Origin of the sequence: Streptomyces sp. Q6, from assembly GCF_036967205.1 — a bacterium.
In the GTDB taxonomy this organism is placed as follows: Bacteria; Actinomycetota; Actinomycetes; order Streptomycetales; family Streptomycetaceae; genus Streptomyces; species Streptomyces citrinus.
This window is the reverse complement of sequence record NZ_CP146022.1, coordinates 8,508,924-8,522,829: the sequence shown is the minus strand read 5'-3', so window position 1 is coordinate 8,522,829 and position 13,906 is coordinate 8,508,924. Positions and strand designations below refer to the sequence as shown.

Below are 13,906 nucleotides of genomic sequence, written 5' to 3'. Positions count from 1 at the left end.
TTGGCTCGCCAGGCGATGCGGACTGAGGAGCAGGGGCTGCGCGTGGCAGTGGCAGTGGTACAGCAATGGGGCCGCGTCGAAGTCGCAGTTGCCCTCGCTCCAGGTCCATGGCCCGCCGCCTGGGCCGGTTTCCTTATAGCGGGGGTCGGCCAGGCTTTGGCCTCTGCCGGCACTGGTGAAGAGTTCCGCTGGCAGGAACAAGGTGGGGTCCTCCCCCGCATACACGGGTCGCCGCCCTCTGCCATGTAGTCCCGTATGCCCTGGACCACGGCCATCAGCCATCAGCAGTCCTGTTGTAGAGCGACGTAGGCCGTGGCCATCAAGGCCCTGTCAGGTGGGGTCAGGTGACGTGTGTGACGAGCATCCATGTCGCCATGGCCAGGAAGACCACTCCCACGGCCCGGGACATCGTGTAGCCCGCCTTGGTCGGTTCGGTGGCGTCGTAGTCCTTCACGAACGGACGCTGGAGCGGACGGTTGGCCTTCCACAGCAACTGTGGACTGAACACCTGAATGAGCCCCACCACTACAAAGAAGCACAGCACTACGACGATCACTTCGTTCCCCTCACCTGGACTTCCGGCAGGCGCGTCTTCCGCCAGATCGGGTGCCCCCGCCCAGGGCAAACAAGCCGCGCACGCAGGGAGCCGGCGAGCGGCGAGGGTAATCGGGCCTCAGAGCCCCGGGGAGAGTCCTGTTCGCCCGGCTTGATCACGCGTCCTCGGTGTGGCCGGGGCAGGTCCGGTTCAGGATCAGAGTTCAGCTGGTGGCAGGCCGAGGTGGTCGTGCAGTGCCCGGCTGCCGGCGGGTGTCACGAGGAGGGCGCGGCTGGTTCCGATGCGCGTCATCCACCCGGTGGCGAGTGCGTGGGCGGACAGGGCGGCACCCACCGCGCCGGCCAGGTGGGGACGGCGCTCGGTCCAGTCGAGGCATGCGCGCACCGGTGGCCGGCGGGAGCCGGCGGGTACCGTGATGCCGACCTCGGCAAGCCAGAGGGCGCCCTTGCAAGTCCGGCCCGGCTCGGATCCCCACTCCAGGAGTCCGCGTTCGACCATTGCGTCGGTGATGGCCAGTGCGGTGGTTCCGGCCAGGTGGTCGTAGCACAGCCGGGCGCGGGCCAGTGCCTGCTGCCGGCCGGAGGCCGACAGCGAGCGTGGTGGGGCGCTGTGCTGCGGGGCCAGCGCGGCAAGGCTCTCGATCAGTTCGATCACTCTGCGGTCGGCCACCCGTACGTAGCGGTGGCGTCCGTGGCGCTCCTCGACGAGGAGTCCGCCGTCCACGAGCAGGTTCAGGTGCGAGGTCGCGGTGGACGGTGCGACTCCGGCGTAGCGCGCGAGCTCGTTCGCCGTCCATGCCCGGCCGTCGAGCAGCGCGAGGCAGAAGGCGGCCCGGGTGCCGTCGGCCACCAGTCTGGCCACGCCCGCGAGGTCCACACCCACATCCTGCCCTGCGCGCTGAATGTCCACGGTGCCCATGGTCGGCGACGTCCCTTCGACGTCCGTCGAAGCGTCCCCGTCCTAGCGTCGGCTCGTGGCCAATTTCACCGGCCCAGCACTCGCATCCGCTCACGTACTGGAGCAACCATGACCGCGTCCGACGCTGCTGTCACCATCTCCCACCAGCCCAAACCTCAGACGGACTGGGTGCTCACCGACGCCCCCACCCCGGAAGACGTTGCGGTGATCTCCGACGCGCTGGACCGCTTCAACATCGACCACACAGGAATCGCCGACCGCAGACCTCTGGCCGTCCTGGTCCATGATCCCGAGACGCGCCAGGTGGTCGGTGGACTGACCGGGCGTACCTCGCTCGGGCTGTTCTTCCTCGACCTCTTCTACCTGCCGCCCCGGCTGCGTGGCAGCGGGCTGGGAACGGAGATACTCCGGCAGGCCGAGGATGAGAGCCGTGCCCGTGGCTGCCGCACGGCCGTGCTCTACACCATCACCTTCCAGGCTCCCGGCGTTTACCAGAAGCACGGGTGGCAGCGGCTGGGAGAGGTGCCCTGCGATCCGCCGGGCACCAGCCGCGTCTTCATGACCAAAGAACTCACCGCATCGACTGCGGACAACGCTCACCGGTGCAGGAGGTGAAGATCCACGGCGTCGGCCATCGCCCGCATGCCCGCGTCGTCGGGATGGATGTGATCGCCCGAATCGAAGTCCGGGTGGAGGGCCGCGGGGTCGGCCGGATCGCGCATTGCCCGGTCGAAGTCGATGACGCCGTCGAAGGCGCCGCTGGTCCGGATCCAGGTGTTGGCGCTGCGGCGGATCTCCTCGGCGGCGGGCGTGTAGTAGCCGTTGCCCTTGAAGGGCATCAGGGTCGCGCCGATGACGCGGACGTGGACGGCGTGCGCCTGGTCGATCAAGGTGCGGTAGCCCTCGACCAGGTGCTGCGTGGTGAGGGCGCCGCCGTCGGGTCCCGCGTCGTTGCCGATGTCGTTGATGCCCTCCAAGAGGATCACGTCCTTGACGCCTGGCCGGCCGAGGGCGTCGTGACGGAAACGTTTGAGGGCGCTGACGCCCTGCCAGGGATTGGGTACGTCGGTCAGGACCCGGTTGCCGCCGATGCCGGCGTCGACCACGCTGAGGCGCTGCGGTCCGGGCGCGGCGGCCAGCCGGGTCGCGAGGAAGTCGGGCCAACGGGTGTAGGTGCCGGTCGTGGAGTGGTAGCCGTCGGTGATGGAGTCGCCGAACGCGACGACGGTGCCCTTGGCCGTCGGGGACAGGACGTCGAGGCCCGCCAGGTAGTACCAGGAGGTCGTGGTCGTCGTGAACGCGGCAGCGCCGGTGTCGCCGGTGTGGTCGCCGGTGGCGATGTAGGTGGTGTCGAACGCGTCGGAGTGCCAGGTCGACGGGCCCGTGGACTCGGGCAGGTAGAGGGTGACGAGCAGGTTCTGGCCGGCCTCGACCGCGAGCGGGACGGTGTCGCTGAACCGTTCCGCGCCGGCCGGGATCGTGGTCTGTGCGGCGCCACCGAACGTGAGGTGGTGGACGGTGCCCGGTTCGGCGGCGCCGCCACCGGCCTGCACGGCCACGTCGGCGACGGCGACGCGCAGTGGCTGGGGGCTGTAGCGGTTCGAGAGGGTGATCCGTGCCTCGGAGCCCGCGACGCTGCTGTGCACCACCATCCGGATGGTCCGGTTCTCGAAGGACGGGCCGCCGGTGGTCATGCCCGGCGACCAGGCGCTCACCCGGGTGCCCGTCGTCTGCTCCTGCGGCGTGGTCGCGTGCGCGGTGATCGCGCCGGCGGCCGCGACGGCGAACGCTGTCAGCGCTGCGAACAGGGTCCGCAGGGAGCGTCCGCGGCGGGTGTGTCTGCTGCTGTGGCCTTGGCGGTCGTGGGGCATGGACGGGGGCCTCCGCTGGTGTCGGGGATCGGTTCGGCGCGTGCGTCGCGCGGCTGCGGTCAGCCGACGAGGGCGTTCAGTTCCGCCGACTGCCCGGGGCGCAGGGTGACGGTGGTGGTGCGGCCGCCCGCGGTGACCGTGGTCGTGCGGCCGCCGGTGCTGTGCAGCGTCGCCCGGCGTACACGGCCTTGTTCCCAGGTCATGTCGACGGTGAAGCCGCCGCGTGCCCCGGCGCCCTTCAGCGATCCGGACGCGGCCCAGGCTTCGGGCAGGGCAGGGAGCAGTTCGATGTGGCCGGGGCGGGAGTAGAGGAGCATTTCGAGCATGGCGGCGGGGGTGCCGAGGTTGGCGTCGATCTGGAAGATCGCGCGGGTGTCGGAGACCCGGTACATGTCGAAGAAGTTCATGGCGGTGCCGGTGTCGGCGCCCGCCCACGGCCGCAGGTTCGTCAGCAGCAACTGGTAGGCCTTTTCCGCGTCCTTCAGGCGTGCCCAGCATGCCGCCCGCCAGGCGCATGCCCATCCGTAGCTCTCCATGCCGCGCGCGGTCAGGAGCGCGGTGGCGCCCTTGAGGGTGGCGGGGTCGCCGGCATCGGGCCGGATCCGGTCGCCGGGGAACAGGCCGACGAGCGGGGAGAGGTGGCGGTGGGTCGTCTCGCCCAGGTTGTCCTCGCTCATCCACTCCTCCAGCCAGCCGGACGTCGCGCTGACCCGCGGAAGGTAGAGGCGCTTCCGCAACTCCCCTATGGCGGCTGCGTGTTCGCTGTCCCGTCCGAGGATGCGGCACGCCTGTTCGTACTGGCCGAAGAGGGACCACAGGAGTTCTTGGGTGTAGGTGATGCCGCGCGCGTCCTGCGGTCCGTGCTCGGGTGACCAGTCGTGGTCGTCGACGAGGACCTCGTGGCCGTCGACCGTGATGGTGAGCAGCCGTGCTTCCCAGAAGGCGCAGGCGCCTTTGAGGAGGGGGTGGATGCGGGCGAGGTAGGCGGTGTCCTGGGTGAACTCGTAGTGCTCGAAAAGGGATGCGCACAGCCAGGCGTTGCCGGCGGGGTGCCACCACCAGCCGCCGCCTCCGTAAGGGTTGGTGGAGATGGCGACGGTCCATCCGGCGACCTTGCCCGAGGTGTTGCGGAAGCGGTTGCGCGGGTCGTTGAACTGTTCTTGGGTGACCTTGCTCCAGGCGGGCAGTTGGGCGAGGCAGTAGTCGGCGAAGGCGTCGAAGGCGTCCTCGATGCCGGCCCGGTCGGGGAGCCAGTAGTTCATCTGGATGTTGATGTCGGTGTGGTAGTCGCCCATCCAGTCCGGCGTGTTGCCCTCCAGCCACAGCCCTTGCAGGCCCATGGGGAGGCTGTCGCGGGAGCCGCACAGGGCCAGATAGCGCCCGAAGTGCAGGTAACTGGCCTCCAGTTCGGGGTCGGGGGTGGCCTTGTCGGCGGCTCGGGCGGCCAGCCGGGACCAGGTGTCGAGTCGGCGCTGGCGGCCGGTGGAGGCGCCCAGGTCGAGGCTGAACCGGTCGTAGCGGGAGCGGTAGTCGGCGACGTGTGTGTCGCGCAGGGTCTCGCCCGCACTGGCGCTCGCGGCCAGGACCTTGGCCTGGGCCAGGCGCAGTGGGTCGGCGTCCGGGTCGCGGTAGCCGGTGGCGTGGTCGGGCGCGTAGTCGGTGCCGCCACTGAGCACGATGACGACCTCGGAGCATCCGGTGAACGTGACGCGGGAGCCGGAGGCGCTCACCGTGCCGCCCGTCGCGGCGGCGGTGACAGCGGCCGCGTAGCGCAGGTCGTTGCCGAAGGTGCCGACGAAGGAGGCGAGGTGGCGGACGGTGTCCGCGGTGGTGGTCTCGCCGTGGGTGCCGGACAGGACGAGGCTGCCGGTGAGAGGGGCGCCGCCGGCCTGGCGGAGCCTGATGACAAGGGCGTCGTCGGGGGCGCTGACGAACATCTCCCGGACGTGGCGGACCTTGTCCTTGGTGTACGTGGTGGTGACCAGGCCGTTGCTCAGGTCGAGGGTGCGCCGGTAGCCGCTGACGGCCGCGCGGTCGTGGCCGGGCAGGCTCAGGATGGCGCGGGTGAGCAGCGTCATGCTGCCGAAGTCGTCGCGTCCGTAGGGGAACTGGCCGTCGCTGTCGAGTGTGTCGTTGGCGCCGCCCGTCCACAGCGAGGCGTCGGTGACGTGGAGGATCTCACGGGCGGGGTCGCCGCCGACGAGGGCGCCGAGGCGGCCGTTGCCCAGCGGCAGGCCCTGTTCGATGAGGAGGTCCTCGTCAGCGGGCTCGGGGTACCACAGGGTGGTCGCCTCGTCGGCGGGGACGAGCGGGGAGGTGGTGGGGCGGCCGGGTGCGGCGTGGGCGGTGAAGGCGGGCACGGTGCTCAGGGCGAGGGCGGCGCCGAGGCCGAGGGCGGTGCGGCGGGACGGTCCGGTGCTCATGTGCGGGGGTCCTTCCGTACGACGACGAGCGGGCCCTGCGCGGCGGCCGCGCGGGGCCCGGGCCTGCTGGGGCGGTGCGGCCGTGCCGGTTACGACAGCTTGATCAGCCGGGATCCGTGGGCGGGCACGGACGGTGCCGTCCACGACCGCTTGGCGGTGCCGAGGTTCTTGCGGGCGACGAGGTCCCGCAGTTGCTGCGGGCCGTGCAGGCCGAGGTCGGCGAGGTTCACGGTGATGTCGGCGGCCGTGGAACCCATGTTGTACACGGCCAGGTAGGTGTCATGGCCCACGGTCTTGGTCCACACCTGCCGGTCGCCGGCCTGTATCTGCCGCGGCAGCACGGCCGCCTGATCGACGGCGATGACCTCGGGGTTGGTGAGGATCGCCTTGGCCCGGTCGTCCAGGAACCAGATGTCCCCGCCGACGTACAGGGGGGAGGACGCCATCGACCAGAACGTCATGACGCTCTGCCGCTCGGTGTCGTCGATACCGTCCTGGAGGCCGCTGCCGGTGTTGTTGTTGATCGGCATGGAGTCGAGGTCGGGCAGGTAGTGCGGGGCGTCGAGCTTGTCGAGCCACCGGGGCAGGTCGTTCCAGCGGTCGTCGACGGAGCTGGTCCAGGTGCTGGTGGTGTCGCAGTAGCACTCGACGTCGGTGTCGACGCGGACGCCGTTGGCGTACGGCGTCAGGCCGTCGGCGGCCTCGATGTCCACGGGCCAGGCGCTGGCGGTGAGCCACATCCCGCGGCCGCTGTGGTCGATGGCCGTGGACCAGGCCTTGATGTCCTCGACGTTGTCCTTCGTCACGCCGTCGATCTTGATGAAGTCGACGCCCCACGAAGCGAGCCGGGCGACGATCGAGTCGATGTAGTCCTGGGCGCAGGGGTTCGCGTAGTCGATCTTCCAACTGCCGCCCCACTTGTTGGTGGGGGTCAGCGGCTTGACCGCGATGTCCTGCGCCGTGCAGTCGGTGCCGAGGATCGGGGCGTCCTTGTCATAGACCTCCTTCTCGAGGCCGGCTGCCCCGTACAGTCCGAACTTGAGGCCCTTGCCGTGGACGTAGTCGGCCAGGGCGGGCATGCCGCTGGGGAAGCGCTCCTTGTCGGCGTCGGGGATGCCGTGGGCGTCGGAGTGATAGGTCCAGTCGTAGGTGAAGTTCCAGCCGGCGTCGATGTTGAGGTACTTGTATCCGGCCGAGGACAGCTTGCCGCTGAGGGAGTCGGCGGCGTTCTTGATGTTGCCCTCGTTCAGCCAGTGGGTGCCGTAGCCCTCACGCGAGGAGGACTCCACGCTCCAGCTGCTCCAGCCCATGAAGGGCTTGACGTACGGCGTTCTCGCCTCGGCGGTGGCGGACGGCAGGGCGAGGCTCAGGGGCAGCGCGCAGGCGGCGAGGAGAGCGGCGCGGCGGGTGCGGGTTCTCACGGAAGTGCCTCCAGGAAAGGGGGAGTTACGACTTCAGGCCGGACATCGCGATGCCCTGGACGATGTGGCGCTGCGCGACCAGGAACATCACCACGAGCGGGAGGATCGCGACGGCCGTGCCGGCGAACAACTCGGGCAGATCGACGGTCTGCGACGTCAGGAAGCTGGAGAGGGCGATCTGTACGGTCCAGCTGTTCGGGTCCTGGCCGATCATGAGCGGCCACAGGAAGGAGTTCCACGCCTCGATGAAGGAGAGGGCCCCCAGCGAGGCGATCATCGTGAGCGAGTTCGGCAGAATGATCCGCCCGTAGACGCCGAGGTGGCTGAGCCCGTCGAGCCGGCCCGCCTCTTCGATCTCGGCGGGGAAGGACACGTAGAAGCTGCGGAAGAGCACGACGGCGAAGGCGTTGAACAGGCCGGGGGCGAGCAGCCCCCACATGGTGTTGACGCCGCCCATGGAGCCGACCACCACGAACGTCGGCAGGAACGTCACGGCCTGCGGGATCATCAGGGTGCCGACGATGAGCGCGAGGACGACGCCGCGCCCCGGGACGGCGATCCGGGCCAGGGCGTACCCGGCCATGGAGGCGAGCAGGGTGGACACGGGCGCCGTGATGACGGCGATCACGAGCGAGTTGACGAGCGAGCGGCCGAAGGGGCGCTCCGGGTTGTCGAACAGAGCGGTGAAGTTGTCCCCGCGCAGGGCCGAGGGCAGCCAGTGCCAGTCGGTGGCGGTGATCTCGGGCGTCGTCATGAAGGCGTTGCGCAGCAGGACGTAGAACGGGACGAGGAAGACCACGGCCAGCAGACACAGGATCGTGTACGTGGCGAGGGATCCGGCGAGCGTGCCTCGGTATCGGTTCATGGTTCAGTCCTTGTTCCGGGCGAATCCGAGGATCCGGCCCTGGAGCAGTGTGACCAGCACGATCAGCAGCGTCAGCAGGAAGGCGCCGGCCGAGCCGACTCCGTAGTCCTGGTCCTGGAGCGCGACCCCGTACAGGTGCATGAGGGGGGTGCGCACGGGTTCGCTGCCGAGCGAGGCGCCGGTGGAGAAGATCGCGTAGAACTCGTCGAACGCCTGGAGGGCGGCGATGAGCATCAGCAGCAGGATGGCGACCGAGGTGCTGCGCAGCATGGGGAAGGTGACGCTGCGGAAGGTACGCCAGGGGCCCGCGCCGTCCAGGGCCGCGGCCTCGTACAACTGGGGTGGGACGGATTGCAGGCCGGCGATGAACAGGATCATGTAGAGCCCGACCTGGAGCCACAGGCGCAGTGTGACCAGGACGATCCAGTACAGGGGTGGGCTCGTGGTCTGGATCCAGGGGGTGGCTTCGGCGCCGAACAGGGCGCCGAGGGTGTTCGCGAGTCCGGAGGGGACTCCGCTGAACAGGGCCATCTTCCAGAGCATGGCGGCGGCTACGTAACTGACGGCGGCCGGCAGCAGGAACGCGGTGCGGAAGAAGGCCCGGCCGCGCCGGATCCGGTTGACGAGGACGGCTAGTCCCAGAGAGGCGGCGAAGGTGACCGGCACGATGAGGGCGGTGAACAGCACGATCATCGTCAGTGAGTCGCGGAAGCGTTCGTCGCCGAGCAGTTGCCGGTAGTTGGCCAGGCCGACCCAGTCACCGAGGGAGATGGTGCGGCGGGCCTCGCTGAAGCTGAGCAGGAAGCTCCAGGCGATGGCGACGTAGCGGAAGACGCCCAGGCCGATCAGCATCGGCGCGGTCAGCACGGCGAACGCGAGGGCCTTGGACTGCCGTTCGCTCAGTCGTCTGCGCCGCGGTGTCGCGGCGGGTGCCGGGCGGGCCTGGTCCAGGGGCCGGGTGCCGGTGACGGTCATGGCGGGTCAGCCCATCTGCTTGTCGAGGTCCGACTGGGCCTTGGACTGGGCCTTCTCCAGGGTCTTCGCGGGTGCCGCGCCCTTGGCTATGTCGGCGGCGGCGGCGATGAACCCGGCCTGCATGGCCTGGGTCCATTCGGCCGGGAAGGAGATGCCGTTCTTGGTGCCGATGGTGACGGCGTCCTTGGCCGCTCCCTTCGCCAACTCAGGTGTTCTCGCGGCGACGTGGGTCTGCGGCGGTACGTGGAAGCCGTACTTGACGGCCCAGTCGATCTGGAGGTCGGCCTGCTGGATCCACAGCCACCGGAGGTACTTCTTGGCCTCGTCCTTGTACCTGCTCTTCGCGTTCACGGCCTGGGTCCAGCCGCCGAGGCGGGCGACAGGTCTGCCGGTGGTGTCGTAGGCGGGCCAGGGCATGACGCCGAAGTCGTCGCCGAGCGCCTTCTCGATGGTGGGCAGGGCCCACAGGCCGCACCACTGCATGGCGGCGGCGCCCTGGGTGAACGCGCCGGCGTCGTACCAGTCGGTGGTGAAGCCGAGCAGGACCGATTTGTCGGCGTGCAGGTCGTGCAGGCCGCCGATGGACCGGGCGGCGTCGGCGTAGACGACCTTCTTCCCGTCGATCAGGTCCTTGCCCTGCGACCAGGCGAGCAGGTAGGGGCTGTCGCCGATGCCGTCATTGCCTATGAACAGGCCTTTGACGTCGCCGGACGTCAACTCCTTGGCTGCGTCGACGAGTTCGGTGAACGTGGTGGGCGGGGTGACACCCGCCTTCTTCAGCAGCGACTTGCGGTAGTAGAGCACCATGACGTCGTCGATGGTTTTGATGCCGTAGAGCTTTCCGTCGACGGTCAGGTAGTCGAGGTCGGCCCGGTTGAAGCCGTCCTTGGCCGCGCCGTAGACGTCGTCGAGCGGTTCGAGTTGCCCTTTGCGGGCCATCTCGGCCCGGAAGTCGCCGAGTTCGAAGAGGTCGGGGGCGTCGGCCCCGAGCAGTGCGGCGTTCAGCTTGGTCTCGTACTGGGACGTGTCGGCACCCCAGACGACGTTGACGGCGACGTCCGGGTGGGCCTTGGTGTACTGCTCGGCGTACCGCTTGACCGCGGCCTGGGTCCCCTCCTCCCCGTACTGGTGGTACCACTGCGTGAGGGTGATCTTCGCGCCCTTGGCCTGTGCGGCCTCCTGTGGGTTGCTGGAGCAGGCGACGACGGAACCGGCGACGAACAGCAGGGACGTACCGAGGAGTCCTCGGCGGGACAGGGCGGAGTGGGCAGACATGACGAGGTCCTTCCAGGGAGCGGAGGGGCTGCGGGCGAGCGGCGGGGTCAGGCGGTGAAGAGGGACTGGATGCCGACGGCGGCCGCGCCGCGCGCCCATTCCTCCCAGGGCAGCGGGCGCACGACGAGCGGGCAGCGGGCAGCGGCACCGAACGCCTGCGCGGTGAAGGCGGCCCGGATCTGTTCTTCGAAGAGGTCGTACGCGGCCAGGCCCTCGCCGGAGACGACGACGCGTTCGGGACCCATGAGGTTGACCATGGCGGCGAGGCCGAGGCCGATCGCCTGACCCGCCTCGGCGAACACGGCACGCACGGCCGCGTCCCCGCCGTGGGCACGGTCGATGGCCCCGGCCATGTCGAGGTGCGGATCGTCCGCCGCCCGGCGAGCGCGGGTGACGATGGCTTCCTCGGAGGCGATGGCCTCGACGCAGCCCCGCCCGCCGCAGTGGCACGCGGGTCCGTCACCGGCGGCCACCGGAATGTGCCCGATCTCCCCCGCCACCCCGTAACCGCCCGCCACCAGGCGACCGTTGACCACCAGGCCGCAGCCGATGCCGACGCCGACGGTGGCCAGAGCGAAGGAGTCCGTGCCCACGCCTTCGCCGAACCATTGCTCGGCGACGGTCAGCGCCTTGACGTCGTTCTCGACCGTCACCGTCGATCCGGTCGCCCGGCCGACGAGTTCGGCGAGCGGGACGTCGCGCCAGCCCAGGAAGGGCGAGTAGCGCACCCGGCCGCCCGCCCGGTCGACGTCACCGGACACGGACACCCCGATGTGGTGGGTGCGTCCGCTGTATGCGGCGGACACCTCCCGTACGAGCGCGGCGATGCCGGCCACGACCTGGTCGACGCCGCGATCGGTCACGGGCACCCGGTGGGCGGCGCGGACCTGCGCCCTCAAGTCGGTGACGACGCCGATGAGTTCGTCCGCGGTGACCTTCACTCCGACGAAGAACTCGCGATCCGCGCAGACCGCGAGGGGGTGGGCCGGGCGCCCGGCCCCCTCCACGGTCCGCTCCGCCCGCGTCAGTTCCTCCAGGTAGCCGGCCTCGATCATCGGCTTGGCCGCCTTGGTGACGGCGGCCGAGGACAGCCCGGTGATCCGGGCGATCTCCGGGCGGGCCACCGGTCCACGGGTGAGCACCGTGGTGAACACCGTGTTGGCCGCAGGAGACGCGAGCAGCACTGCTCGGTTCAGCAACATGGGGGAAACGTAGAGGCATTAATTTCCTTCGTCAATATTTAAATTCAAGGAAATGACGCCTAGGCTCCGTGCCCATGTCACAGGTGTCCTCGGTGGCCTTCGACGCCGCCAGCCGCACGTTCCTGCTCACCACCCCCGCCTCGTCCTACGCCCTGCGCATCGGCGCCGACGACGTCCCCCACCATCTGCACTGGGGGGCTCCACTCACACTCGGCCAGGCAGCCAGTCTTCCGGTGCACGACGGCGTCACCAGCAGTTTCGCGTCGACCAGCGGTGAGGAACTGGGAGTTGAGGGCGGGGCGCGGTTCGGTGTGCCGTCGCTCCTCGTGCGGTACGCGACCGGCGCACGCGGCGTCGAATGGGAGTACGAGGGCCACGAGCTCGGCGGCGAACAGCTGTGGGTGCGGCTGCGGGACCGCCACTACCCGCTCAGCTGCACCCTCCACTACCGCGTCCACCAGGACAGCGACGTCATCGAACGCTCCCTGACCTTGCGCCACTTGGGGACGGGCGACCACGCCGACGACCCGATCGACGTGCTGCGCTGCGACGCCGCCGCCTGGTCCGTGCCCGCCGCGTCCGGGGTGCGTCTGAGCCACACCGTCGGCCAGTGGTCGGGCGAGACGCAACTGCGCCGCACCGAAGCCCCTTACGCCGAGACGGTCTTCACCAGTCGGCGCGGCATCTCCGGGCACTTCGGCAACCCGTGGCTGATGGTCGACGCGGGCGACGCGGACGAGACGGCCGGCGACGTGTGGAGCATGGTCCTCGCCTGGTCCGGAAGCTGGCGGATCGCCGCGCACCGCGACCACACGGGGGGCCCGCTCACGGTGACCGGCGGCGCCGGGCACGACGGGCTCACGTGGCGTCTCACGCCCGGCGAGCAGCATCAAACCCCTGTCTTCGCGGGCCAGTTCAGCACAGGCGGCTTCGGTGCGACCAGTCGCGGCTGGCACGCGTACATCACCGCGCATGTGCTGCCCCGCCCCGACGAACCACGTCCCGTCGTCTACAACAGCTGGGAGGCGACCGGCTGGAACGTCACCCGGGAGGGTCAGCTGGCGCTCGCCGAGCGCGCCGCGCGCCTCGGTGCCGAGTTGTTCGTCGTCGACGACGGCTGGTTCGGAGCGCGCACCGACGACCGGGCGGGACTCGGCGACTGGCACCCCTCACCCGAGCGGTTCCCGGACGGACTCGCCCCGCTCGTCGAGGAGATCCGCGCCTTGGGTATGCGGTTCGGGCTGTGGGTGGAACCGGAGATGACCAACCCTGACAGCGATCTGTACCGCACCCACCCCGACTGGGTGCTCCACATGCCGCACCGCCGCCGCACCCGACTCCGCAACCAGTTGGTCCTCAACTTCGCCCGCCCAGACGTTTCCGCATGGGCGTACCAGTGGCTCGACCAGCTCGTGTCGACGTACGCCATCGACTTCCTCAAGTGGGACATGAATCGTGCGTTCACAGAGGCCGGCTGGCCGGGCCACCCCGACGGCGAACGCCTGTGGACCGACCACACACGCGGCGTGTACGCGGTCATCGACCGGCTGCGCCGAACCCACCCGGCCCTGCGCATCGAGGGCTGCGCGGGGGGTGGCGGCCGCGCGGACCTGGGCATGCTCGCCCGCACCGACCAGACCTGGATCTCGGACAACACCGACGCCACCGACCGCATCCACATCCAGCACGGCTACAGCCAGATCTACCCGGCACGCACGATGTCGGCCTGGGCCACCGACAGCCCCAACCCGCACACCGGGCGCGCGGCACCCCTCGCCCACCGCTTCCACATCGCCATGGCCGGCGCGCTCGGCATCGGCGGCGACCTCTCGCGCTGGACCGAGGCCGAACTCACCGAGGCTCAGGGTCTGGTGGCCCTCTACAAGGAGATCCGCCCGGTGGTGCAGTTCGGCCGGCAGTACCGCCTCGACGACGCCGTTCAGTACGAACGGGACGGCCGCGTCGTGGTCATCGCCTGGGGCCACGACCGCGATCTGCGCCTGGCCGGCCTCTCCCCCGCCGAGGTCTACGCGGACGAGGAGACGGGCACGGAGCACCGCGCGGCGGACCTCCTCACCCACGGGTGGCCCCTGCGCCTCGACGCGCACGGCCGGGCGAGTTCCGTGGTTCGGCTGGTGAGGCGGTGAGGCGCGGGCGCGCCCAGGAGCCGACGGCGGCTTGGGGCCGCCGTGCGTGTGCGGTCCGGCCGCGAGCCGGATCAGGTCGAGCGTGGTCATGCCGATGCGGGCGAAACACGGCTCGGCTTCGCGGCCGACCAAGCGGTGACGGCTCGCCCGTGGGCGACGCGTACTGGTTGATGACCAAGATCTGGATGGCCAGAGGTACGAGTACCTCGTCCCCCTCCGCGCGGCACGTCCCCAGCCGGCGCTTCGACCTCGA

11 protein-coding genes are annotated in these 13,906 nt (G+C 70.0%); 2 read left to right on the top strand and 9 right to left on the bottom strand.

Annotated elements, in window-relative coordinates:
• Positions 1-340: 340 nt before the first annotated feature.
• Together V2W30_RS39235 and V2W30_RS39230 are read right to left on the bottom strand one after the other, a co-directional pair.
• Positions 341-556: a DUF6199 family natural product biosynthesis protein gene (locus tag V2W30_RS39235; RefSeq protein ID WP_338703381.1), complete on the bottom strand. Its 216-nt coding sequence runs from the start codon at positions 554-556 to the stop codon at positions 341-343.
• 195 nt (positions 557-751) lie between these two features.
• Positions 752-1,474 carry a winged helix-turn-helix domain-containing protein gene (locus V2W30_RS39230; protein ID WP_338703380.1) on the bottom strand — a complete coding sequence of 241 codons (723 nt, stop codon included), beginning with the start codon at positions 1,472-1,474 and terminating at the stop codon, positions 752-754.
• Positions 1,475-1,582: 108 nt separating this feature from the next.
• On the opposite strand from V2W30_RS39230, the gene V2W30_RS39225 reads away from it, so the two are divergent.
• Positions 1,583-2,089: a GNAT family N-acetyltransferase gene (locus V2W30_RS39225; RefSeq protein WP_338703379.1), complete on the top strand. Its 507-nt coding sequence runs from the start codon at positions 1,583-1,585 to the stop codon at positions 2,087-2,089.
• Here the strand turns inward: V2W30_RS39225 and V2W30_RS39220 are convergent.
• From V2W30_RS39220 to V2W30_RS39190, 7 genes are all read right to left on the bottom strand, one after another.
• The gene (locus V2W30_RS39220; RefSeq protein ID WP_338703378.1) at positions 2,071-3,345 is read right to left on the bottom strand and encodes an SGNH/GDSL hydrolase family protein; all 1,275 of its coding nucleotides are present in this window, start codon (positions 3,343-3,345) and stop codon (positions 2,071-2,073) included. The two genes, V2W30_RS39225 and V2W30_RS39220, sit on opposite strands and share 19 nt — an antisense overlap.
• Positions 3,346-3,404: 59 nt before the next feature.
• Positions 3,405-5,768 (bottom strand): glycosyl hydrolase family 95 catalytic domain-containing protein, encoded by a 2,364-nt coding sequence (locus tag V2W30_RS39215; protein WP_338703377.1) that lies wholly within the window; start codon positions 5,766-5,768, stop codon positions 3,405-3,407.
• An 89-nt stretch (positions 5,769-5,857) separates the two neighbouring features.
• The gene (locus V2W30_RS39210) at positions 5,858-7,189 is read right to left on the bottom strand and encodes a glycoside hydrolase family 27 protein (RefSeq protein ID WP_338703376.1); all 1,332 of its coding nucleotides are present in this window, start codon (positions 7,187-7,189) and stop codon (positions 5,858-5,860) included.
• 25 nt (positions 7,190-7,214) lie between these two features.
• Positions 7,215-8,054 carry a carbohydrate ABC transporter permease gene (locus V2W30_RS39205; RefSeq protein WP_338703375.1) on the bottom strand — a complete coding sequence of 280 codons (840 nt, stop codon included), beginning with the start codon at positions 8,052-8,054 and terminating at the stop codon, positions 7,215-7,217.
• Between the two features lie 3 nt (positions 8,055-8,057).
• Positions 8,058-9,029, bottom strand: a complete 972-nt coding sequence (locus V2W30_RS39200; protein WP_338703374.1) for a sugar ABC transporter permease — start codon at positions 9,027-9,029, stop codon at positions 8,058-8,060.
• 6 nt (positions 9,030-9,035) lie between these two features.
• Complete coding sequence (locus V2W30_RS39195) at positions 9,036-10,304, bottom strand: sugar ABC transporter substrate-binding protein (RefSeq protein WP_338703373.1); 1,269 nt, start codon at positions 10,302-10,304, stop codon at positions 9,036-9,038.
• A gap of 47 nt (positions 10,305-10,351) precedes the next feature.
• Positions 10,352-11,506, bottom strand: a complete 1,155-nt coding sequence (locus V2W30_RS39190) for an ROK family protein (protein WP_338703372.1) — start codon at positions 11,504-11,506, stop codon at positions 10,352-10,354.
• A gap of 74 nt (positions 11,507-11,580) precedes the next feature.
• On the opposite strand from V2W30_RS39190, the gene V2W30_RS39185 reads away from it, so the two are divergent.
• Entirely contained in the window at positions 11,581-13,653 is a 2,073-nt protein-coding gene (locus tag V2W30_RS39185) for an alpha-galactosidase (protein ID WP_338703371.1), read from the top strand.
• The last annotated feature ends 253 nt before the right edge of the window (positions 13,654-13,906 follow it).

Bases quoted from the DNA above. Each gene is read 5' to 3' on its own strand.
- V2W30_RS39195 (WP_338703373.1), bottom strand. From the start codon at position 10,304: ATGTCTGCCCACTCCGCCCTGTCCCGCCGAGGACTCCTCGGTACGTCC.
- V2W30_RS39200 (WP_338703374.1), bottom strand. From the start codon at position 9,029: ATGACCGTCACCGGCACCCGGCCCCTGGACCAGGCCCGCCCGGCACCC.
- V2W30_RS39185 (WP_338703371.1), top strand. From the start codon at position 11,581: ATGTCACAGGTGTCCTCGGTGGCCTTCGACGCCGCCAGCCGCACGTTC.
- V2W30_RS39190 (WP_338703372.1), bottom strand. From the start codon at position 11,506: ATGTTGCTGAACCGAGCAGTGCTGCTCGCGTCTCCTGCGGCCAACACG.
- V2W30_RS39225 (WP_338703379.1), top strand. From the start codon at position 1,583: ATGACCGCGTCCGACGCTGCTGTCACCATCTCCCACCAGCCCAAACCT.
- V2W30_RS39205 (WP_338703375.1), bottom strand. From the start codon at position 8,054: ATGAACCGATACCGAGGCACGCTCGCCGGATCCCTCGCCACGTACACG.
- V2W30_RS39230 (WP_338703380.1), bottom strand. From the start codon at position 1,474: ATGGGCACCGTGGACATTCAGCGCGCAGGGCAGGATGTGGGTGTGGAC.
- V2W30_RS39220 (WP_338703378.1), bottom strand. From the start codon at position 3,345: ATGCCCCACGACCGCCAAGGCCACAGCAGCAGACACACCCGCCGCGGA.
- V2W30_RS39215 (WP_338703377.1), bottom strand. From the start codon at position 5,768: ATGAGCACCGGACCGTCCCGCCGCACCGCCCTCGGCCTCGGCGCCGCC.